The sequence below is a fragment of the Pseudomonas sp. S150 genome (genome assembly GCF_004526365.1).
GTDB classification, from domain to species: domain Bacteria; phylum Pseudomonadota; class Gammaproteobacteria; order Pseudomonadales; family Pseudomonadaceae; genus Aquipseudomonas; species Aquipseudomonas putida_A.
This window is the reverse complement of sequence record NZ_CP038207.1, coordinates 6,058,112-6,078,338: the sequence shown is the minus strand read 5'-3', so window position 1 is coordinate 6,078,338 and position 20,227 is coordinate 6,058,112. Positions and strand designations below refer to the sequence as shown.

The window sequence follows — 20,227 nt, the reverse complement described above, 5'->3', positions numbered from 1 at the left end:
AATCATGGCAAAACCTGCTGCTCGTCCTCGTAAAAAAGTTAAAAAGACAGTGGTTGATGGCATCGCCCACATCCATGCTTCTTTTAACAACACCATCGTGACCATTACCGACCGTCAAGGTAACGCTCTTTCCTGGGCTACCTCCGGTGGTTCGGGTTTCCGCGGTTCCCGCAAGTCCACCCCGTTCGCTGCTCAAGTAGCTGCTGAGCGTGCTGGTCAAGCTGCGCTGGAATACGGCCTGAAAAACCTCGACGTTAACGTCAAGGGTCCAGGTCCAGGTCGTGAATCCGCAGTCCGCGCTTTGAACGGCTGTGGCTACAAGATCGCCAGCATCACCGACGTGACGCCAATCCCGCACAACGGGTGCCGTCCGCCGAAGAAGCGCCGCGTGTAATCCAGGAGATTGTAAAGAATGGCTCGTTACATTGGTCCAAAATGCAAACTCGCTCGTCGCGAAGGCACCGATCTCTTCCTGAAGAGCGGCGTGCGCGCGATCGAATCGAAGTGCAACATTGAAGCAGCACCTGGTATCCACGGCCAACGCCGCGGTCGCCAGTCCGACTACGGCACCCAACTGCGTGAAAAGCAGAAGGTCCGTCGTATCTACGGCGTTCTCGAGCGTCAGTTCAGCGGCTACTACAAAGAAGCTGCTGGCAAGAAAGGTGCAACCGGTGAAAACCTGCTGCAACTGCTCGAATGCCGTCTGGACAACGTTGTATACCGTATGGGCTTTGGTTCGACTCGTGCCGAATCCCGTCAGCTGGTATCGCACAAGTCGATCAGCGTTAACGGTCAGACCGTAAACGTTCCGTCGTATCAGGTTCGTGCTGGTGACGTGGTCGCAGTTCGCGAGAAAGCAAAAAACCAACTTCGCATTGTCCAAGCTCTCGATCTGTGTGCCCAACGTGGCCGCGTAGAATGGGTAGAAGTAGACACTGAGAAGAAGTCGGGCGTTTTCAAGAACGTTCCTGCTCGCAGTGATCTGTCCGCCGACATCAACGAAAGCCTGATTGTCGAGCTCTACTCCAAGTAAGGGCTAGAAAATAGGTGCATCCATGCAGATTTCGGTAAATGAGTTCCTGACACCCCGCCACATTGATGTGCAGGTTGTCAGTCCAACCCGCGCCAAGATCACTCTCGAGCCTCTCGAGCGTGGTTTTGGCCACACCCTGGGCAACGCGCTGCGCCGCATCCTGTTGTCCTCAATGCCCGGCTGCGCAGTAGTCGAGGCCGAGATTGACGGTGTGCTCCACGAGTACAGCGCCATCGAAGGTGTACAGGAAGACGTAATTGAAATCCTGTTGAACCTTAAAGGTCTGGCCATCAAGCTGCACGGTCGTGACGAAGTTACGCTGACCTTGTCGAAGAAGGGTTCGGGGGTGGTTACCGCTGCCGATATTCAGCTGGATCATGATGTCGAGATCGTTAACCCCGATCACGTAATCGCTAACCTGGCGTCTAACGGCGCCCTGAACATGAAGCTCACCGTAGCTCGTGGTCGTGGTTATGAACCAGCCGACTCGCGTCAGAGCGATGAAGACGAAAGCCGCAGCATTGGTCGCTTGCAGCTCGACTCTTCGTTCAGCCCGGTTCGCCGTATCGCATACGTGGTGGAAAACGCCCGTGTCGAGCAGCGTACCAACCTGGACAAGCTGGTTATTGATCTGGAAACCAACGGTACTCTGGATCCTGAAGAGGCTATCCGCCGCGCTGCAACCATCCTGCAACAGCAGTTGGCTGCGTTCGTCGACCTCAAAGGTGACAGTGAGCCAGTGGTTGTCGAGCAGGAAGACGAGATCGATCCGATCCTGCTTCGCCCGGTTGACGATCTGGAACTGACTGTACGTTCGGCTAACTGCCTTAAGGCGGAAAACATCTACTACATCGGCGACCTGATTCAGCGTACCGAAGTAGAGCTGTTGAAGACTCCGAACCTGGGCAAGAAATCCTTGACTGAAATCAAGGACGTTCTGGCCTCCCGCGGTCTGTCCCTCGGCATGCGCCTCGACAACTGGCCGCCTGCAAGTCTTAAGAAGGACGACAAGGCGACTGCCTGATCGTCGTAATCACCGAACGTAGTGTTTGGTAAGGAATGAACCATGCGTCATCGTAAAAGTGGGCGTCACCTGAGCCGCACCAGCTCGCACCGCAAGGCCATGTTCCAGAACATGGCGGTGTCGTTGTTCGAGCACGAGCTGATCAAGACTACTCTGCCAAAAGCCAAAGAACTGCGCCGCGTTGCCGAGCCGCTGATCACTCTGGCCAAGACAGACAGCCTGGCTAACCGCCGTCTGGCTTTCGACCGTACTCGTTCGAAAGCTATCGTTGGTAAGCTCTTCAACGACCTGGGCAAGCGTTACGCTACCCGTGAGGGTGGCTACCTGCGCATCCTCAAGTGCGGCTTCCGCGCTGGCGACAACGCGCCTATGGCGTACGTCTCGAGTTGGTTGATCGTGCTACTGCTGGCGAAGCTGTATCCGCCGAGTAAGACGTCAGTCTGAAACGAAAAACCGGGCCTAGTGCCCGGTTTTTTGTGCCCGCAAGAAATGCGCTGTTCGTACAAGCTTCTGACATTGTTGTGTTGCCACTATGTGCAGGGAAACATAATTAGTAATTATCTATCGATGACTGCAAGTTAATGAATTTGTAGGTGTCTCATCGATGATCAATACTTCCCAGCAAGCCGATTAGCCGGCAGTTTCAAGACTGACAGAGGAAGAAGACCGTATGAGCCAGATCAAAACGCTTACGACCGCCAGTGGCGCACCTGTCGCCGATAACCAGAATTCTCGCTCCGCCGGCCCCCGTGGCCCGCTGCTGCTCGACGATTTTCATCTGATCGAGAAGCTTGCCCATTTCAACCGTGAAAACATTCCCTGAGCGCCGCGTGCACGCCAAGGGCTCGGGTGCTTACGGTACGTTCACCGTGACCCGTGATATCACCGAATACACCAGCGCCAAACTGTTTGAGGCCGTGGGCAAGCAAACGCCAACGTTCTTGCGCTTCTCCACTGTAGGCGGCGAACGTGGCTCGGCTGACACTGAACGTGATCCACGTGGGTTCGCCCTCAAGTTCTACACCGAAGAGGGCAACTGGGACATCGTTGGCAACAACACCCCTGTTTTCTTCATTCGTGATCCACTGAAGTTTCCCGACTTTATCCACACGCAGAAACGTCTGCCGCAGAGCAACCTGAAAAGCGCCCAGATGATGTGGGACTTCTGGTCGCATTCGCCGGAAGCACTGCATCAAGTGACCATTCTGTTCTCGGATCGTGGCATTCCCGACGGCTATCGCCATATGCACGGCTTCGGCAGCCACACCTACAGCCTGATCAATGCCAAAGGTGAGCGTCACTGGGTGAAGTGGCACTACAAAACCAAGCAGGGCATCAAGAACCTGGCACCAGCCGATGCTGCGCGCCTGGCGGGTACCGATCCGGATTACGCTCAGCGTGATCTGTTCGAAGCCATCGAGCGTGGCGATTTCCCGAAATGGCGCGTATGCATTCAGATCATGACCGAGGCTCAGGCTGCAGCGCACTACGAGAACCCGTTCGACGTGACCAAGACCTGGTCGCAAAAGGAGTTTCCGCTGATCGAGGTCGGCGAACTGGAGCTGAACCGCAACCCGCTGAACTACTTTGCCGAGGTCGAGCAAGCCGCATTCGGTCCGAGCAACATGGTTCCAGGTGTCGGTCTGTCGCCGGATCGCATGCTGCAAGGCCGCGTGTTCGCCTACGCCGATGCACACCGCTATCGCGTGGGCACAAACCACCAACAATTACCGGTGAATGCGCCGCGCAGCCCGGTGAATACGTACCAGCGCGACGGCTCGATGGCCTTCGGCAGCAATGGTGGTGCAGCACCTAACTACGAACCGAACAGCTACATTGAATCACCGAAGCAAGCTCCGCACTACGCCGAGCCTGCACTGGCATTGAGCGGTGCTGCTGACCGTTACGATCATCGCGAAGACACCGATTACTACAGCCACGCCGGTGCGCTGTTCCGTCTGATGAGTGACGAGCAGAAAGCCTTGCTGGTCAGCAATATCGCCGGCGCCATGAGCGGGGTTTCACCTGATGTGGTTGATCGTCAGTTGCAGCATTTCTATAAGGCCGATCCGGCGTATGGAGAAGCAATCGCAAAGCTGCTCGACGTACAGCTTAACGAAGTCTAAACGAGAAGCAGAACCGCCCTCATTGGGGCGGTTTTTGCGTTATTTAGGCTGGTTTTCTCAGAATATCTTCGCTTTTATTGCGCGAAACGGGGTGACCTTCCGGTCAGCTTGGTTCAAACTACAGACTTTCAAGCAGGGAGATGTAGGGCGATGCAAGGCCACCCAGACGTAATCGATTACCTCAACACGTTGCTGACCGGCGAACTGGCCGCGCGTGACCAATATTTTGTTCACTCGCGGATGTATGAGGACTGGGGTTTCACCAAGCTCTACGAACGAATCAACCACGAGATGGAAGAAGAGGCCGGTCACGCCGACGCACTGATGCGCCGGATCCTGATGCTCGAAGGCACACCGCGCATGCGCCCGGACGATCTCGACGTCGGCACCACCGTCCCGGAGATGCTCGAAGCAGATCTGCGTCTCGAGTACAAAGTCCGCGCCGCTCTGTGCAAAGGCATTGAGTTGTGCGAGCAGCACAAGGATTATGTCAGTCGCGAAATCCTGCGTGTTCAGCTCAACGACACTGAAGAAGATCACACCTACTGGCTGGAAAAGCAGTTGGGCCTGATCAAACTCATCGGTCTCGAGAATTACCTGCAATCTCACACCTGATTGCACAGATACAAAAAAGCCCCTGTCACGGTTGAAGTGACAGGGGCTTTTTCATGCCCGGAGATCAAGCCCGATCGCGAATCAGCAATGGCTTGAGGTAATGACCGGTGTGAGATTGCTTCATCTCGGCCACTTCCTCCGGCGTACCGGTGGCGATGATCTGACCACCCTTGGAGCCGCCCTCCGGCCCCAGGTCCACCAGCCAGTCGGCGGTCTTGATCACGTCAAGGTTGTGCTCGATCACCACTACGGTATTGCCGTGGTCGCGCAAGCGATGCAGCACGTCGAGCAATTGCTGGATATCCGCAAAGTGCAGGCCGGTGGTCGGCTCATCGAGGATATACAGAGTTTTGCCGGTGTCGCGCTTGGACAGCTCGCGTGACAGCTTGACCCGTTGCGCCTCACCACCGGACAGCGTGGTTGCCGACTGCCCGAGCTTGATGTACGACAGGCCCACATCCATCAACGTCTGTAGCTTGCGTGCAAGCGCCGGTACCGCGTCGAAGAACTCCCGCGCCTCCTCGATGGTCATCTCGAGGGTTTCGTGGATGCTCTTGCCCTTGTATTTGATCTCGAGGGTTTCGCGGTTGTAGCGCTTGCTCTTGCACACATCGCACGGCACGTAAATGTCCGGCAGGAAGTGCATTTCCACTTTGATAAGGCCGTCGCCCTGGCACGCCTCGCAGCGACCGCCCTTGACGTTGAACGAGAAACGCCCCGGGCCGTAACCTCGGGAGCGTGACTCGGGCACGCCGGCGAACAGTTCGCGGATCGGCGTGAACAGCCCGGTGTAGGTGGCCGGATTGGAGCGCGGCGTACGGCCGATCGGGCTTTGGTCGATATCGACGACTTTGTCGAGATGTTCCAGGCCTTTGATGCTGTCGTGCGCGGCCGCTTCCAGCGTGGTCGCACCATTGAGTGCAGTAGCGCTCAACGGGAACAGCGTGTTGTTGATCAAAGTCGATTTGCCCGAGCCGGAAACGCCGGTCACGCAGGTCAGCAGACCGATCGGGATTTCCAGATCGACGTTGCGCAGGTTGTTGCCGCGCGCGCCCTTGAGCGACAGCGTCAGCTTCTTGTTACGCGGCGTGCGTTTGGCCGGCACTTCGATCTTCACCCGCCCCGACAGGTATTTACCGGTCAGGGAATCCGGGTGCGCCATGACTTCGGCCGGCGTGCCTTCAGCCACGATCTGCCCGCCGTGCACCCCGGCGCCCGGCCCGATATCCACCACGTAGTCGGCCAGACGAATCGCGTCTTCGTCGTGCTCGACCACGATCACCGTGTTGCCGATGTCGCGCAGGTGCTTGAGGGTGCCGAGCAACCGGTCGTTATCGCGCTGATGCAGGCCAATGGACGGCTCGTCGAGGATGTACAGCACCCCGACTAGACCTGCGCCGATCTGGCTGGCCAGACGAATGCGCTGCGCCTCGCCGCCGGACAGGGTGTCGGCGCTGCGATCCAGCGACAGATAGTCGAGGCCGACATTGACCAGAAATTGCAGGCGCTCGCGGATCTCCTTGAGGATCTTGTCGGCGATCTCGCCACGCCGACCTGTCATCTTCAACTCGCCGAAGTATTCGCAGGCATCGCCAATCGGCAGGTTGGTCACTGCCGGCAGGGTTTTCTCGCCAACCCACACGTGCCGCGCTTCACGGCGCAGACGAGTGCCGCGGCAATCCGGGCAAGCCTGGGTGCTGAGAAACTTGGCCAGCTCTTCGCGCACGCTGGCCGATTCGGTTTCGCGGTAGCGACGCTCAAGGTTCGGCACGATACCTTCGAACGGGTGCGAACGTTTGACGATGTCGCCGCGGTCATTGAGGTACTTGAAGTCGACATTCTGCGAGCCGCTGCCGTGCAGGATCTGTTTCTGCTGTTCGGCGGTCAGCTCGTTGAACGGCTTCTCAAGACTGAACTTGTAGTGCGAGGCCAGTGAGCCGAGCATCTGGAAATAATAGACGTTACGCCTGTCCCAGCCGCGAATCGCGCCCTCGGCAAGAGTCAGTTCACCATTGACCAGGCGCTTGATGTCGAAGAACTGCTTCACGCCCAAGCCATCGCAGGTCGGGCAGGCGCCGGCCGGGTTGTTGAAGGAGAATAGTTTCGGCTCAAGCTCGCTGATGGCATGGCCGCAGATCGGGCAGGCAAAGCGCGCGGAGAAGATCATCTCTTCACCTGGCTCATCGTCCATCGGCGCGACCAAGGCAATGCCGTCCGCCAGCTTCAGTGCGGTTTCGAACGATTCGGCCAGACGCTGCTGCAGGTCGGCGCGGACCTTGAAACGGTCGACGATCACATCGATCGAGTGCTTCTTCTGTTTATCCAGTTTCGGCAGTTCATCGAGTTCGCAAATGCGGCCGTTGACCCGGGCGCGGACGAAGCCTTGGGCACGCAGCTCTTCAAAAACCGAAAGGTGTTCACCTTTGCGTTCGCGAATAACCGGCGCCAGCAACATCAGCTTGCTGCCTTCCGGTTGTGCCAGCACCAGATCGACCATCTGGCTGACGGTCTGCGCTTCCAGCGGAATGTCGTGATCCGGGCAACGCGGCGTACCGACACGTGCATACAGCAGACGCAGGTAGTCGTAGATTTCGGTGATGGTGCCGACCGTGGAACGCGGGTTGTGCGAGGTCGACTTCTGTTCGATGGAGATCGCCGGCGACAAACCTTCAATGGTGTCGACGTCGGGTTTTTCCATCATCGACAGGAACTGTCGGGCGTAGGCCGACAGGGATTCGACATAGCGGCGCTGACCTTCGGCGTACAGCGTGTCGAAGGCCAGGGACGACTTGCCGGATCCGGACAGGCCGGTGATGACGATCAGTTTGTCCCGTGGCAGGGTCAGGTCGATGTTCTTCAGGTTGTGGGTACGGGCCCCACGTATCAGGATCTTGTCCAAAGTGGCCTCGCTCGGCGGGCGTCGAAAACGTAGGAGTATACGGGCAAATACTGGATGGATGCACACTATCAAACGAAGGGTTTTTTACCTTGCATGAAGAGAGTTTCATCTATACGCGTCATAGCGTCGCGATATACCCCGTCTTTCGATGGGACTGGTAGAATCGCCGCCGGTTCACACGAGGTTTTTCCATGCACGATCCCCACAGCGAACGCATGAGTGGCAGCGAGACCCGCGCAGCGAGCGGTCTGGCCCTGGTGTTCGCCTTCCGTATGCTTGGCATGTTCATGGTGTTGCCGGTACTGGCGACCTACGGCATGGACCTGGCGGGAGCGACCCCGGCCCTGATCGGGCTGGCGATTGGCGCTTACGGCCTGACCCAGGCGATTTTCCAGATTCCGTTCGGGATCATTTCCGACCGTATCGGCCGGCGGCCGGTGATTTTCCTCGGGCTGGTGGTCTTCGCCCTTGGCAGTGTGCTGGCGGCTCAGGCCGATTCGATCTGGGGCGTGATCGCCGGACGCATCCTGCAAGGCGCCGGGGCAATTTCCGCTGCGGTGATGGCGTTGCTTTCCGACCTGACTCGCGAACAACACCGCACCAAAGCCATGGCCATGATCGGCATGACCATCGGTCTGTCGTTCGCCGTGGCCATGGTGGTCGGGCCGTTGCTGACCCGCGCGTTCGGCCTGTCCGGACTGTTCCTCGCGACGGGCGGCATGGCCCTGTTCGGGATCGTCATCGTAATGTTCATGGTGCCGAAATCCACCGGGCCATTGAGCCATCGAGAGTCTGGTGTGGCGCGTCAGGCCTTGATGCCGACGCTCAAACATCCCGATCTACTGCGCCTGGACCTGGGCATTTTCGTGCTGCACGCGATGCTGATGTCGAGCTTCGTCGCACTGCCGCTGGCGCTGGTGGAAAAGGCCGGTTTGCCCAAGGAGCAGCACTGGTGGGTTTACCTGACCGCACTGCTGATTTCTTTCTTCGCCATGATCCCGTTCATCATCTACGGCGAGAAGAAACGCAAAATGAAACGAATTTTGCTCGGTGCCGTCCTGACGCTGATGCTCACTGAGCTATTCTTCTGGCAGTTCGGTGACAGCTTGCGGGCTCTGGTGATCGGCACGGTGGTGTTCTTCACCGCGTTCAATCTGCTGGAAGCTTCGTTGCCGTCGCTGATCAGCAAGGTTTCACCGGCAGGCGGGAAGGGCACGGCCATGGGCGTGTATTCCACCAGTCAGTTCCTCGGTTCGGCACTCGGCGGGATACTCGGCGGCTGGCTGTTTCAGCATGGCGGTCTGTCGGTTGTGTTCCTTGGATGTGCGGGTCTGGCTGCCATCTGGCTGGCCTTTGCTGTTACCATGCGCGAACCTCCCTACGTGACGAGCCTGCGCTTGCCGTTGTCGCCCGAAGCGATCCGCGAAGCGGGTCTGGTCGAGCGCCTCAAGGCCCTCGTAGGGGTAACAGATGCAGTGATAGTTGCTGATGAAGCGGCTGTTTACATCAAACTGGACAAAGAATTAGTGGATCGCGACACCCTCGAACGCCTGGTGAACAACCCGGCCGGGGCTGCTTGCGAAGCCTAGGAGAACGTTATGGCCCGTGGGGTTAACAAAGTCATATTGGTCGGCACTTGCGGCCAGGATCCCGAAGTTCGCTACCTGCCTAACGGTAACGCCGTGACCAACCTGAGTCTGGCAACCAGCGAACAGTGGACCGACAAGCAAACCGGTCAAAAGGTCGAGAAGACCGAATGGCACCGTGTTTCGATGTTCGGCAAGGTTGCGGAAATCGCCGGCGAGTACCTGCGTAAAGGTTCGCAGGTGTACATCGAAGGCAAGCTGCAGACCCGCGAGTGGGAAAAAGACGGTATCAAGCGTTACACCACAGAAATCGTGGTCGACATGCAAGGCACCATGCAACTGCTCGGCGGCCGTCCACAACAGGGCGACCAACAAGGCGGTGGCAACAACTACCAGCAGCAGGCGCCACGCCAACAGGCTCCGCGTCCGCAGCAGTCGGCTCCACAACAGCGTCCAGCCCCGGCTCCACAGCAGGCTGCACCGCAACCGGCCCCGGATTTCGACAGCTTCGATGACGACATCCCGTTCTGATTCGCTGCTGCATCCACGCTGAATAAAAAAGGCCCGTCGTTCAACACGACGGGCCTTTTTTGTGGCGCAAGGTCCGCGATTACCACTGATCTCCTGTGGGAGCGGGTGTGTGTTTCAGTCGAGGATCAGGTGCGGCAGAAACCGGCTTGAATCCTTGGTGATCAGACTGTTGTCTTCGCGCACGCCGATCCCCGCCGCCTGATCACCAATCACCCACGAGCCGATCAGCGTGTAGCTGTCGTCGAACTTCGGCAATGGCGCAAATTCCTGCAGGATGAATGGCGCATCGGTGTAGGGCCCGCCTTCTTTGACGATCAGACCTTCTGCCGTTTGCAGTTCGATATTCGCGCCTTCGCGGGAGAAGTACGGTTTGCGTACCCAGCCCTTGGGCACCGCACTGGCCGGATTCGGATCAAGGTGCGCCGCGAGCAGATTCGGATGCCCCTTGTGCAGCTCCCACAGCAAAGGCAGCGCGCCTTTGTTCGACAGGATCGACTTCCACGCCGGTTCGAAGAACTGCGTATCGCTTTCGGCGATTGCTGCACCGAATGGCTCGTGGAAAATAAATTCCCAGGCATGCAGCTTGAACAGGTGCGGGATCCAGCGATCCTCAAGGTCGACGAAGCAACCCTCGGCGGTCAGGCCGATGTCTTCGATGTCGATGTGCCGGGATTCGATGCCGACCTTTTCCGCGATCAGGCGCAAGTAGTCGGTGGTCCCCTTGTCTTCGACCGAGTCTTTCATCGACGCAAAGTAGAACGGCCGCTTGAGCTGCAACTCGGCAAACGCCTGGTGCAGCTTGGTATCGATGCTGTTGAACTGGTCGGCATGGCGCGGCAGCATCCCGCGCTCGATGCACTGCTCCAGCCAGCCCCACTGAAACGCCGCTGCCTCATAAAGGCTGGTCGGCGTGTCGTAGTTGAGTTCCAGCAGCTTTGCCGGGCCGTTGCCGCTGTAGGAAAAGTCCATGCGCCCGTACAGATGCGGATGACCTTCCAGCCAGGACGTGCGGATCATGTCGTAGTACGGCGCCGGGATGCTCAGGCGATCCAGCAGCTCTTCGCTGTGCGCCACGCGGTCGACCAGGTCCATGCACATCTCGTGCAGTTCGGTGGTCGGATCCTCCAGATCGTTTTCAATCTGCGCGAGCGTGAACTGGTAGTAGGCGCTTTCGTCCCAGTACGGCTCGTTGTCGATGGTGTGGAACAGAAAGCCGAGGCTTTCGGCCGTCTGTTTCCAGTCGGGGCGCTCGGCGCAGTGGATCTTCTTCATGGTCAGCTGCTCGAACTGCCCCAGCCGCCCCAACCGCTGCGGGCGGAAGACTGGCTGCCGAAGCCGCCGCGGGACGTCGACGAAGCGACGTTGACCGGTTTGCTTCGGGAGCTGTCGTAGCGGGTGTCGGAGCGAGTAGCCGGCGCCGATTCGATTTTGCGGTACTGCGTCGAAGTGTTGTAGGTCTGGCGCGTATCGCGGTCGCGATAAACCGTGCGGTTGGCGTTATTGCTCATCGCATTGCCGATCAACCAGCCTGTGAGCCAGCCGTTGCCGCCGCCGGACGAGTGCGAAGTACTTTGTACGTTCTGGGCGGCGGCTTCACCGGCAGACATCTGCGCATTGGCAAGCGCATTCAGGTCCTGTGGCGCCTCGCCGTTCTGCGGCACCCTGAAACCGCCGAGCTTCGGCACGAAGCGGCCATCGGAGTTTTTCTGGCACCAGTCGGCGGCAAAGTCTGCGTCGCACTTGGCCTTGTCATCGTAGGCCGGCGCAATACGTCGGTGTTCGGTCAATGCCGCGACGTAGGCGTTGGAGCAGACGTCGGCGGCCACTTCGGCGCCGACGCACTCCTCGACAGATTGGAAGCGTTGCTGCTCCTGCGCGGCAACTTCGCCGGAAATCGCCAGCGCCACCGAAGCGGCGAGGGACAGTTGAACGTACTTGCTGCGTTTCATCGAAGGCTTCCCGCCGATCAGTTGGACGGGGTCATGCACGCGGCGTTAAGCATGCCGACGCTGATGGCTACTGCGGCCACATAGATACCCGAAGCGATTTCACCGTTGGCGATACGCTGCGACGTGCCCTTGAGCACCAGCCCCGTGGCGAGAAAGGCCAGCAGCTGCACCACCGCAGCAATTACCGCCCACAGCACGAAATCGAGAACGTTGACCGAAAACGCGATCACGTTGCTGGCCGGAATTGCGAAGCCGATGATCGCGCCCGCCAGAGCGATGGCGGCAGCGATGTTGCCGGAGCGAATCAGCTCGAACTCCTTGTGTGGCGTGATGCGGGTGTAGACGAACTGAAACAGCATGAACAGCAGCACGGCGCCGATCAGGTAGACGACGAAACCGACCAGTGCGGTCTTGTTCAGGGAAACGGCCAGCACTTCCAGCATGGAAAACTTCCTTATTTAAATGGTGCTCAAATCAGTCGTGTACAGCGAAATGCCCAGCGAGGTACTCAGGCTGACGGTGCCTTCCTCGTCCTGTTCGACGGAGAACAGCAGCAGTTCGCGGCGATCGGTCAGGCCGGTCTCGCGCGCGTAAAGCATGGAGTGGTGTTCGATGGTGTAGCTCTCGTCCGGGTTGACCACATGTTCGGTCATCGGTACGAGTTCGGTCTGGCCTTGTTCGGTGCCCCATTCGCGGCTGTACTGGACGCCGTCGTGGGTATAGATCGGCAGGCCGATCGGGCTCGCGGGGCCGGCCAGGCGCTGCAGCTCGGCGTCACTGTTGACGGTCACGTAGCTGAGGTAGTTGAACAGGGTGACCGACTCGATCTGGTCGTCACCGGTGACGTGGATCTGCAGCCAGAAGTCTTCGTTATTGAGGTAGTAGCGATGCAGCTTGTTGGATTGGCCGAGGTCGATCCAGCCGGCGCTCCAGATTGCCTCTGCCGCTGGAACCTGCACCGAGGTGCTGCCATCGAGCAGCAAGGCCAGAGTCGAATCGAATCGCACGCCTTTGCCTTGTGCCATCCCGAGTGGGCCACTGGCTACCGGAGCGGGCGCAACGGGCTGCCAGTTGCTGGTGCCCAGCAAGTCTTTGAACCATCCCATGGGTACATTCCTTGAGGCGGGTGGAGGTGTTCGTCGTAAAAAACGCCGCCAGTGTACCGGGCCGGGCGACGAACGACACGCCGTAAACCATGTGGGAGCGGTTTGCTCGCGAAGGCGGTGTGTCAGGCAGCTAAGGTACCGACTGACACACCGCTTTCGCGAGCAAGCCCGCTCCCACAGGTTTTGTGCAAACGCTTACTGCGCGGACTTCTGCTTCAGACGCTCGAGGATCGCATTGGCGCTGCCTTCGTTCGGCGTGATGCCAGCGTCGCGCAGTTTGCGTTCCAGGTCATTGCCGGTCGAAGCGTCAGCCAGTTCATCGGCGGCACTCAGCTCGGCAGCGCGTTGCTGCTGCTTGGCCTGCAGACGGTTCAGCGTGCCGACGGCGGTTTCCAGTTTGCCGTTGGCGCCGCCGCTGGCGATGGATGCGCTGACCTGCGCCTTCTGCACGCTTTCACGGGCCTTGGCCATGTCCACTTGCTGGCGCAGGCTCTTGATCCGCGACTCGGCCTTGCTGATGTCCTTGCGCATGTTTTCGGCGTAGGTGCCGAATTCGTCGCTCTGGGCTTTCTCGGCGGCCAAGTCGTTGGTCAGGGTCGAAATCGCTTCGGCCACTTCCATGGCCAGGTCTTCGCGGCCGGCGTTCAGCGCGGAAACAGCCTTGGCTTCCAGATCCTTGATCTTCGCGTCGTACTCGCTCACGCGGTCGGCGGCCAGCTTGTGCTTGGCCATGATGGTGACCAGCTCGCGGCGGGCGTTGGACAGCGCGGTGTCGGCGTCGCGGATTTCCTGGTCGAGGATGCGCAGGGCCTGTTGGTCGACGATCGCTTCGCCGACTTCATTGGCGCCGCCGCGCAGCGCGGTGAACAACTTGCTCCAGATGGACTGAGTCATTGGATATTCCCTGTTGATTACTTGAAGAAGTGTTCGAAGGCTTCGCTCGCGCGCTGCACGTTGTCGACCAGGGTTTTCACCTCGGTGACGACGTTTGTCAGGCTCGAGTCGGCGCTGAGGGCGCCAAACATGTTGTAAACGGTCTGACCATTGGGCATCGACTCGATGCCGATCGACGACAGCGGGAACATTTCCCGGCTGCGCAGCACGGCGTCGTTGAAGGCGCGCACGTCAGTGATCGAATCGATGTCCACCAGCACGGTGTCGACGATGATCTGCTGACCGGCCACAGCGATGTGAATCGGCAGACCGCCGAATTCGTTCATTTCCAGCTTGATGCTGGGTTCGGAGCTCTGGATCAGAGACAGCGTGATCTCGTGCGAAGCCACCTCGTCCAGTGCCTTGAGGGCGTTGAAGAGGCTATCGATGTTCCAGTTGTTGCCTGCGCTCATGTAATTCTCCGACATGAATGAGCCAGCCAGAATCGGTTGGCGTAGCTGTTGCTCCATCTGCTTGAGCAAGCTTCGGTTTTCCGGAAGTACCCAAGTTTCGTGTTTCACATAACCGGCGGCAGCCAGGCCCGCGCGCATCTGCTTCATGTAGAAGCTCGACGGCTTTTTCGCGGACGGTTTCGAGCGCTCTCCCTGTGGGCTCTCTGATGCAACGGTGGGGGAGCGACTTTTCATGGCAATGACTCCGTTATGAACATCTCACGCGTGAGCCACACTACAACCAATTCAAAATGCCATCAATGGCTCACGCGTGAGATTTTTTCGGCATGTCGACATCGCTGATGAGGTGGTGGTCGCAAGCGTTGTCCCGGGTGGGGAGTGTGTTTCTGATTAATCACTGATGTTTATTGTCTGGAAGGCGAGTTTGTTTCTCAATTCTCTCGCTGTGATTTTTTATTGTTTAAATATTGAAGATAATTCCTACATTGTTTTGGCATGTTTCCGTAAGAAGTAATAGCGGCCCTTCGTAAGAGCGTAGGAAGTTTGTTCTTTGTGAGTAATATTAAGAAACAAGGTCGGTTCGCAACCACTAAGAACTTATTCTAGTTTTGGGGTGTGCACACCTTCACTCCGGTGGAACACAGCTTGGACTACCGGCCCTTCAACTTTTGAGGAAATCATTATGACTTTCGAAAAAGCATCTTCCGCTGGCGATTCTCAGATCGGCTGATCTGATCAGTAAGAGCCGGGGCCTTAATGGCCCTGGTTCTTTATCAAGTTGTTTTAATAGCGATTGAGGCTCGAATATGAAGCTCTGTCTTAAACCGACGATTATTCCGTTCAAACTTGATGGTCAGGTAGTCCTGCGTTTTAACGGTCAATACGCAAAAATCCCCGACCTACACGGTGCTGTCTGGGAGTTCATCAAGGCACTTGATGGCCGTACACCCTATGAGGAGTTGATTACCCAGGTGGCAGACCGTTACCCCGGGGTGGGTCAGGACGAAATCCGTAGCGTTGCGCAAGATCTGATCAGATACCGGCTGGTCGAAAGTCCGGATGCCTTTGAAGCGACTTCTCTTTCGGATCATGACCGCATCAGATTTTCCCGCAACATCGACTTTTTCGGGTCGATAGCGGCTGTGGGCGAGAACAAGTTCACCCACCAGGAAAAACTGCGCACGGCCAGGGTCTGCGTACTGGGCTGCGGCGGTCTGGGCACCCATATCCTGTTCGACCTGGTGGCGCTGGGTGTCCACCATCTGACGATCCTCGATTTTGACACGATCGAGTTGAGCAATTTGAACCGGCAGATCCTTTACAAGGAAACCGACGTTGGCATGCCGAAGGTTGCAACGGCCAGGCGCAGGTTGCTTGAATTCAACAGTCACCTCGACATTACTGCTCACGAAACCCGCCTCCAGTCGGCGCAAGACGTCGCCGGCATCGTACGCGGCCACGATATTGTGATTTGTGTCGCTGATAAACCCGCGAACTACATGGCCGACTGGCTGAATGAGGCCTGTGTTAAACAGGGCGTACCCTTCATTTCAGGCGGGCTTGATGTACGGCGCTCGGTGTTTTATTCGGTGGTGCCTGGCTCCTCGGGCTGCGGTGCTTGCTGGCTGACGTCGGCGCGTAACAAGAGCAGCCTGGTGAACAGCGTTTCGACCATGGCCAAACAGCACGACATCACTTATGAGCATCCCGGTCCGGCTCTTGTGACTTTGGTGGCTGTCACCGCCGGGATGATGGTCAGCGAAACGGTCAAGATCATCACCGGCTGCCAACCGCCACAATTGACCAACAAGCTAAAGGAATTCACATTCGACGACCTGGACGTCAGCGTCGCCGAAGTCTGGCAACAGAATCCGGACTGCACGGTGTGTGGACATCTCGCGGACGCGCAACGGTCGGCGCAGGCGGAGACTGTCTAGATGTTCAAACTCCTGGCGTCCTATGCCATCACGTCCATCTGCTCATGGGCCATAGCGTTTCTGATCCCGCTGTATGTTTATGAGCAGACCGGCTCCCCAGTCTGGACGTCGCTGGCTTTTTTCGCCGCGATGGCGCCCTACATACTGGTCACGCCCTTCGCCGGTGTGTGGAGTGATCGCTACAGCAAACGGCGTTTTTTGATCGGTGGTGATCTGATCAACATCGTCACCGGCTGCCTTATATATGCTGCCGTGATTACGCTGTCCGGGAGCAGCTTGAGTATTACTCTGTTACTGCTGAGCTTTCTGTTGGCAAGCGTCGGTGCCACCCACCACCCGGTCTTCCAGAGTATTGCGCCTGCGCTGATCGAGGGGCCCAAACTCCATCGATTCAATGCAATCGTCAATGCCAGTGACAACATCATTCGCATCGTTGCACCAATCGGCGTTGCAGCCTTGCTGGCCTTCAGTACCAAGGAGCAGTTGCTGATTGGCAGCATTGTCGGATTTGCGCTATCCCTGCCGCTTTGCTTCTTGCTGAAAGAGCAGGGTAAGCCTGCGCCGGCCACCACGCGGGTATTCACGGAAATCAAAGCCGGACTGTTGTATGTCATCCAGCAGCGAGAACTGTGTTCGTTTGTCATGCTGTTCTTTTTCTGCAATTTCGGTTTTGCCTTGATCGGTGCCAGCCTTGTCTATGTCTACACCACGCTACTGGCCGTGCCATTGAGTGATGTCGGCTATTACTACGGGCTCATTGGTGCAGGTGCCGTCGCCGGATCAGCTATGGGTGCGTTTCTGGTGAAGAGATATCCGGCCGGCATTCTTATCCGTCGAAGCTGTTTGCTGGCCGGAGTGTTCACGCTGATGGGGGCGATGGCCAACGATCCGTGGTCACTTTCGGCACTGTGGGCGCTTTCTACCGGTTGCCAATCCGTGGTGGTCATCGCTTTTTTCACCTATCGCCAGCAAGTGGTTCCGCAAACCATTCTTGGGCGAACGGTAGGAGTTACACGGCTCATTGCCTACCTCGCGATTCCGCCGGCGAGCCTGCTGAGTGGATGGCTGTTACTGCATTTCTCAAGCAGCGCTGTGATTCTTGCGTCAGGCGGTCTGTGCATCATTTTCGCCTCTCTATGTGCTTACTTTCTGGCCAGGTTTGAGCGCCCGGTCATTTACAGCGACGCACAATGAATACGGTTTTGTAAGTTTTTCGGGGTTTCGGAATAACTGGAAAGTTGCGATCGGCTGGATGGCTGATAAAGAATTAAAAGGAATTTAAAGTTGGAAGTAGATAAAGAGTTGAATTGCGGCGATGGGGCGAAGGTCATTAACTTCATGACCGGAGGCACATTATGGGGCCAATGGCTGGACGCTGATGCGTTAGATAGATTGGTTAATCATGAACTGTTGCTGGCAATGCAAAACGGTCATGTTTCCCTGAAGGGGATGCGTTACTTTCTGATCCAGCATCATTACTACTCGCGAAACTTTACCCGCTTTCTATGCGCAATCCTCAATCGCCTCGAGTCCCTTGGCGACATCAAATTACTGTTGGAAAACATGCAAGAGGAAATGGGCATAGATGGTGACAACAAGCTCACGCATTCCGAGCTGTTTCAAAGGTCGCTGCGGATCCTGGGCACCCATCCCTTGGCTGAATTGCCTTTACCTCAGACCGTGGATTTCACCCAATGCATCATGCAGCTTTGCCGCAGTGAAAATCCTGTCGAGGGCCTCGCAGCACTCTGCCTGGGAGCCGAAGCCATTGTGCCGCTGATTTACAAACCGATTCTGCTGGCACTGGAGGGACTGAATGTCAGTGAGGAAGGCCTGGAGTTCTTTCGCCTGCATATCGAAGAGGATGAGGACCACGCGATAACCATGCTGGGAATTCTGCAACGCCTGACTCACCAGACGCCTGAAGCCAAGCGGCTTGCGATTCAAATCGGGCGTCAGGCTATGCTCAAACGTTGTGTCATGTTCGATGCCATCTGGAAGGAAGTCAGTCAGCAGTAGTCGACGTCCCGTTTCGTGCAAATTGCCGCGGATTCGCTGGCAGTCGTGCAGATTGAAACAGGCCTGATGCCACCATGCTTGTTCCAAGCGATTGAATCATTGGGCATTCCCGGCGCCAGGCGATTGGCCTGATCTCTGCACTTCTCTCATTACATTCATCAATTGGCTTGAAGGGGGACGCATGACCCCGATGTCGAGCAGGAAAGTGGTCGTCGCCCATTCGGTTCGGGCCGGGGCGCCGCAACATGAAGTGCAGACCAACAAGGCACTTGCCCGCTGGCTGGCGCAGATTCTGGGACTCAGCTTCGGCGGAAGTTTTGACCCGCAGAAGCATCGCGGTCGCGATTTATATTGGCTGCCGACCCAGACCATTGTTGGCCCGGCCAGCGCGCGTAATCTGGGGATCAGGGGGCCCGGCGATTTGTGGGGCGGGTACGTCGAACACGATTTCATTTGCACCAAAGCCATCAGTCACGGCTTGCGCAGTCATCTGGCTCACGCGCCACAAGGCTGGGCGCCGCAATTCTCCGAGCGCGTGCGCGATGTGGTGCTCGACGGCTTGACGGTGTTTGCCGTGGAAGATGCGCGACCCGCTGCCGAGCATCTGCTGTACAGCGGACCGATCCGCCTGAAGCCGATTCACGCCTGTGCCGGTCGTGGCCAGGAAGTTATCAACAGCCTCGACGCGTTCGATGAAGTACTGGCCCGTGCAGAAGCGGAAGCGTTGTTTCGGGATGGCGTGGTGCTCGAACAGGACTTGAGCAATGTGTTCACCCACAGCGTTGGCCAGTCATTCATCGGCGACAAAGTGCTTAGTTACTGCGGTGATCAATACTTGACCAAGGATGCCCATGGCGAAGACGTCTATGGTGGTTCGAATCTGTTGGTAGTGCAGGGCGGCTACGAAGATCTGCTGGCGCTGGACTTGCCGGATGACGTGCGACAGGCCATCAAGCAGGCGCAGATTTTCGACCGGGCAGCGGATGAGGCTTATCCAGATTTCTACGCCTCGCGGCGCAACTATGACATTGCCCAAGGCCTGGACAGCAATGGCAAACCCCGCAGCGGGGTGCTCGAACAATCCTGGCGCATGGGCGGTGCCAGCAGCGCTGAATTGGCCGCGTTGCAAAGCTTCGTCAATGATCCGCAGATGCCCGCGATCCGCGTGTCGACCGTAGAAACCTATAGCGATCAAAGCCTGCCGGCGGACACCATCGAAATCTATCGCGGGCCAGCGGAGAACAGCGACTTCCTTCTCAAATACGTAACGGTCAAATCTTATGACGGCTAGAAGCGAAAGCATTCAGATCGACATTGATGATGAACAGATGAGCGGGACGTTTCTCAGTCCAAAATCGAAAGTCCCCGGCGTGTTGTTTGTGCACGGCTGGGGCGGTAGCCAGGAGCGTGATCTTGAACGCGCCAAGGGCATCGCCGGGCTTGGTTGTGTATGCCTGACCTTCGACCTGCGCGGTCACACCGGCGGTACCGGCATTCCGCTGACGCGGGTGACGCGCGAAGACAACCTGCGTGACCTGCTCGCAGCCTACGACCGCCTGCTCGCGCATCCGGCGCTCGACACCTCGGCGATTGCGGTGGTTGGCACCAGTTATGGCGGTTACCTGGCTTCGATCCTCACCTCGTTGCGTCCGGTGCGCTGGCTGGCGCTGCGGGTACCGGCGCTGTATCGCGACGAGCAATGGCACACGCCCAAGCGTGAACTGGACAAGGCCGACCTGCGCGACTACCGGGCGACGTTGGTCCGTGCAGACAGCAACCGTGCGCTGCACGCCTGTTCGCAGTTCACCGGGGATGTGTTGCTGGTGGAATCGGAAACCGACGACTACGTGCCCCACGCGACGATCATGAGCTACCGTGCCGCCTGTCAGCAGACGCATTCGCTGACGCACCGGATCATCGATGGCGCCGACCATGCCTTGAGCGAGCCGGTTTCGCAGCAGGCCTATACTTCGATTCTGGTGGACTGGATTACCGAGATGGTGGTGGGTGAGCGGTTGAGCATCATCCAGTCCACATGATTTGTTGTGGCTCTTCG

18 protein-coding genes and 2 pseudogenes are annotated in these 20,227 nt (G+C 57.8%); 13 read left to right on the top strand and 7 right to left on the bottom strand.

The window, feature by feature from the left end:
• The first annotated feature begins 4 nt into the window (after positions 1 to 4).
• From rpsK to bfr, 6 genes and pseudogenes are all read left to right on the top strand, one after another.
• Positions 5 to 394 (top strand): 30S ribosomal protein S11, encoded by a 390-nt coding sequence (gene rpsK / locus E3Z29_RS28250; protein WP_002555466.1) that lies wholly within the window; start codon positions 5 to 7, stop codon positions 392 to 394.
• Between the two features lie 18 nt (positions 395 to 412).
• Complete coding sequence (gene rpsD, locus E3Z29_RS28245; RefSeq protein ID WP_003176404.1) at positions 413 to 1,033, top strand: 30S ribosomal protein S4; 621 nt, start codon at positions 413 to 415, stop codon at positions 1,031 to 1,033.
• Positions 1,034 to 1,055: 22 nt separating this feature from the next.
• Positions 1,056 to 2,057 carry a DNA-directed RNA polymerase subunit alpha gene (rpoA, locus tag E3Z29_RS28240; RefSeq protein WP_003186012.1) on the top strand — a complete coding sequence of 334 codons (1,002 nt, stop codon included), beginning with the start codon at positions 1,056 to 1,058 and terminating at the stop codon, positions 2,055 to 2,057.
• A gap of 42 nt (positions 2,058 to 2,099) precedes the next feature.
• Positions 2,100 to 2,488 (top strand): annotated as a pseudogene (rplQ, locus tag E3Z29_RS28235) (50S ribosomal protein L17).
• A gap of 239 nt (positions 2,489 to 2,727) precedes the next feature.
• Positions 2,728 to 4,183 (top strand): annotated as a pseudogene (locus E3Z29_RS28230) (catalase).
• Between the two features lie 150 nt (positions 4,184 to 4,333).
• A complete protein-coding gene (bfr, locus tag E3Z29_RS28225) occupies positions 4,334 to 4,798 on the top strand; it encodes a bacterioferritin (protein ID WP_003228714.1) in 465 nt (154 codons plus the stop codon).
• Between the two features lie 64 nt (positions 4,799 to 4,862).
• On the opposite strand, the gene uvrA is transcribed toward bfr, so the two are convergent.
• Positions 4,863 to 7,697 carry an excinuclease ABC subunit UvrA gene (uvrA, locus tag E3Z29_RS28220; RefSeq protein WP_027614251.1) on the bottom strand — a complete coding sequence of 945 codons (2,835 nt, stop codon included), beginning with the start codon at positions 7,695 to 7,697 and terminating at the stop codon, positions 4,863 to 4,865.
• Between the two features lie 191 nt (positions 7,698 to 7,888).
• On the opposite strand from uvrA, the gene E3Z29_RS28215 reads away from it, so the two are divergent.
• Entirely contained in the window at positions 7,889 to 9,286 is a 1,398-nt protein-coding gene (locus tag E3Z29_RS28215) for an MFS transporter (RefSeq protein WP_027614250.1), read from the top strand.
• 9 nt (positions 9,287 to 9,295) lie between these two features.
• Positions 9,296 to 9,814: a single-stranded DNA-binding protein gene (locus E3Z29_RS28210; protein ID WP_007966163.1), complete on the top strand. Its 519-nt coding sequence runs from the start codon at positions 9,296 to 9,298 to the stop codon at positions 9,812 to 9,814.
• 114 nt (positions 9,815 to 9,928) lie between these two features.
• Here E3Z29_RS28210 and E3Z29_RS28205 read toward each other — a convergent pair whose 3' ends face one another.
• From E3Z29_RS28205 to E3Z29_RS28180, 6 genes are all read right to left on the bottom strand, one after another.
• Complete coding sequence (locus E3Z29_RS28205) at positions 9,929 to 11,086, bottom strand: glutathionylspermidine synthase family protein (RefSeq protein WP_134787452.1); 1,158 nt, start codon at positions 11,084 to 11,086, stop codon at positions 9,929 to 9,931.
• Positions 11,087 to 11,088: 2 nt separating this feature from the next.
• Positions 11,089 to 11,763 carry a DUF1190 domain-containing protein gene (locus E3Z29_RS28200; protein WP_134787451.1) on the bottom strand — a complete coding sequence of 225 codons (675 nt, stop codon included), beginning with the start codon at positions 11,761 to 11,763 and terminating at the stop codon, positions 11,089 to 11,091.
• A 17-nt stretch (positions 11,764 to 11,780) separates the two neighbouring features.
• The gene (locus E3Z29_RS28195; protein WP_027614247.1) at positions 11,781 to 12,206 is read right to left on the bottom strand and encodes a DUF350 domain-containing protein; all 426 of its coding nucleotides are present in this window, start codon (positions 12,204 to 12,206) and stop codon (positions 11,781 to 11,783) included.
• A gap of 15 nt (positions 12,207 to 12,221) precedes the next feature.
• The gene (locus E3Z29_RS28190; RefSeq protein WP_134787450.1) at positions 12,222 to 12,869 is read right to left on the bottom strand and encodes a DUF2491 family protein; all 648 of its coding nucleotides are present in this window, start codon (positions 12,867 to 12,869) and stop codon (positions 12,222 to 12,224) included.
• Positions 12,870 to 13,064: 195 nt separating this feature from the next.
• Positions 13,065 to 13,763, bottom strand: coding sequence for a PspA/IM30 family protein (locus E3Z29_RS28185; protein ID WP_115988786.1), 699 nt, complete (start codon positions 13,761 to 13,763; stop codon positions 13,065 to 13,067).
• A 17-nt stretch (positions 13,764 to 13,780) separates the two neighbouring features.
• Complete coding sequence (locus E3Z29_RS28180) at positions 13,781 to 14,449, bottom strand: YjfI family protein (RefSeq protein ID WP_096796345.1); 669 nt, start codon at positions 14,447 to 14,449, stop codon at positions 13,781 to 13,783.
• A 572-nt stretch (positions 14,450 to 15,021) separates the two neighbouring features.
• Here E3Z29_RS28180 and E3Z29_RS28175 point away from each other — a divergent pair.
• From E3Z29_RS28175 to E3Z29_RS28155, 5 genes are all read left to right on the top strand, one after another.
• Entirely contained in the window at positions 15,022 to 16,152 is a 1,131-nt protein-coding gene (locus E3Z29_RS28175) for a ThiF family adenylyltransferase (RefSeq protein WP_134787449.1), read from the top strand.
• Positions 16,153 to 17,346 carry an MFS transporter gene (locus tag E3Z29_RS28170; RefSeq protein ID WP_098965850.1) on the top strand — a complete coding sequence of 398 codons (1,194 nt, stop codon included), beginning with the start codon at positions 16,153 to 16,155 and terminating at the stop codon, positions 17,344 to 17,346. It abuts the gene before it with no gap.
• 90 nt (positions 17,347 to 17,436) lie between these two features.
• A complete protein-coding gene (locus E3Z29_RS28165) occupies positions 17,437 to 18,171 on the top strand; it encodes a TenA family transcriptional regulator (protein ID WP_134787448.1) in 735 nt (244 codons plus the stop codon).
• Positions 18,172 to 18,352: 181 nt separating this feature from the next.
• Positions 18,353 to 19,462, top strand: a complete 1,110-nt coding sequence (locus E3Z29_RS28160) for a DUF3182 family protein (RefSeq protein WP_134787447.1) — start codon at positions 18,353 to 18,355, stop codon at positions 19,460 to 19,462.
• The gene (locus E3Z29_RS28155) at positions 19,452 to 20,210 is read left to right on the top strand and encodes a S9 family peptidase (RefSeq protein ID WP_027614239.1); all 759 of its coding nucleotides are present in this window, start codon (positions 19,452 to 19,454) and stop codon (positions 20,208 to 20,210) included. The genes E3Z29_RS28160 and E3Z29_RS28155 overlap by 11 nt, the downstream gene beginning before the upstream one ends.
• Positions 20,211 to 20,227 lie beyond the last annotated feature (17 nt).

What these genes read in the sequence shown, in the direction of transcription:
- E3Z29_RS28200 (WP_134787451.1), bottom strand. Translation starts at nt 11,763, where the DNA reads ATGAAACGCAGCAAGTACGTTCAACTGTCCCTCGCCGCTTCGGTGGCG.
- E3Z29_RS28215 (WP_027614250.1), top strand. Translation starts at nt 7,889, where the DNA reads ATGCACGATCCCCACAGCGAACGCATGAGTGGCAGCGAGACCCGCGCA.
- E3Z29_RS28175 (WP_134787449.1), top strand. Translation starts at nt 15,022, where the DNA reads ATGAAGCTCTGTCTTAAACCGACGATTATTCCGTTCAAACTTGATGGT.
- E3Z29_RS28185 (WP_115988786.1), bottom strand. Translation starts at nt 13,763, where the DNA reads ATGACTCAGTCCATCTGGAGCAAGTTGTTCACCGCGCTGCGCGGCGGC.
- E3Z29_RS28190 (WP_134787450.1), bottom strand. Translation starts at nt 12,869, where the DNA reads ATGGGATGGTTCAAAGACTTGCTGGGCACCAGCAACTGGCAGCCCGTT.
- rpsK (WP_002555466.1), top strand. Translation starts at nt 5, where the DNA reads ATGGCAAAACCTGCTGCTCGTCCTCGTAAAAAAGTTAAAAAGACAGTG.
- rpsD (WP_003176404.1), top strand. Translation starts at nt 413, where the DNA reads ATGGCTCGTTACATTGGTCCAAAATGCAAACTCGCTCGTCGCGAAGGC.
- E3Z29_RS28170 (WP_098965850.1), top strand. Translation starts at nt 16,153, where the DNA reads ATGTTCAAACTCCTGGCGTCCTATGCCATCACGTCCATCTGCTCATGG.
- E3Z29_RS28205 (WP_134787452.1), bottom strand. Translation starts at nt 11,086, where the DNA reads ATGAAGAAGATCCACTGCGCCGAGCGCCCCGACTGGAAACAGACGGCC.
- E3Z29_RS28180 (WP_096796345.1), bottom strand. Translation starts at nt 14,449, where the DNA reads ATGAAAAGTCGCTCCCCCACCGTTGCATCAGAGAGCCCACAGGGAGAG.
- E3Z29_RS28155 (WP_027614239.1), top strand. Translation starts at nt 19,452, where the DNA reads ATGACGGCTAGAAGCGAAAGCATTCAGATCGACATTGATGATGAACAG.
- rpoA (WP_003186012.1), top strand. Translation starts at nt 1,056, where the DNA reads ATGCAGATTTCGGTAAATGAGTTCCTGACACCCCGCCACATTGATGTG.
- bfr (WP_003228714.1), top strand. Translation starts at nt 4,334, where the DNA reads ATGCAAGGCCACCCAGACGTAATCGATTACCTCAACACGTTGCTGACC.
- E3Z29_RS28195 (WP_027614247.1), bottom strand. Translation starts at nt 12,206, where the DNA reads ATGCTGGAAGTGCTGGCCGTTTCCCTGAACAAGACCGCACTGGTCGGT.
- E3Z29_RS28210 (WP_007966163.1), top strand. Translation starts at nt 9,296, where the DNA reads ATGGCCCGTGGGGTTAACAAAGTCATATTGGTCGGCACTTGCGGCCAG.
- E3Z29_RS28160 (WP_134787447.1), top strand. Translation starts at nt 18,353, where the DNA reads ATGACCCCGATGTCGAGCAGGAAAGTGGTCGTCGCCCATTCGGTTCGG.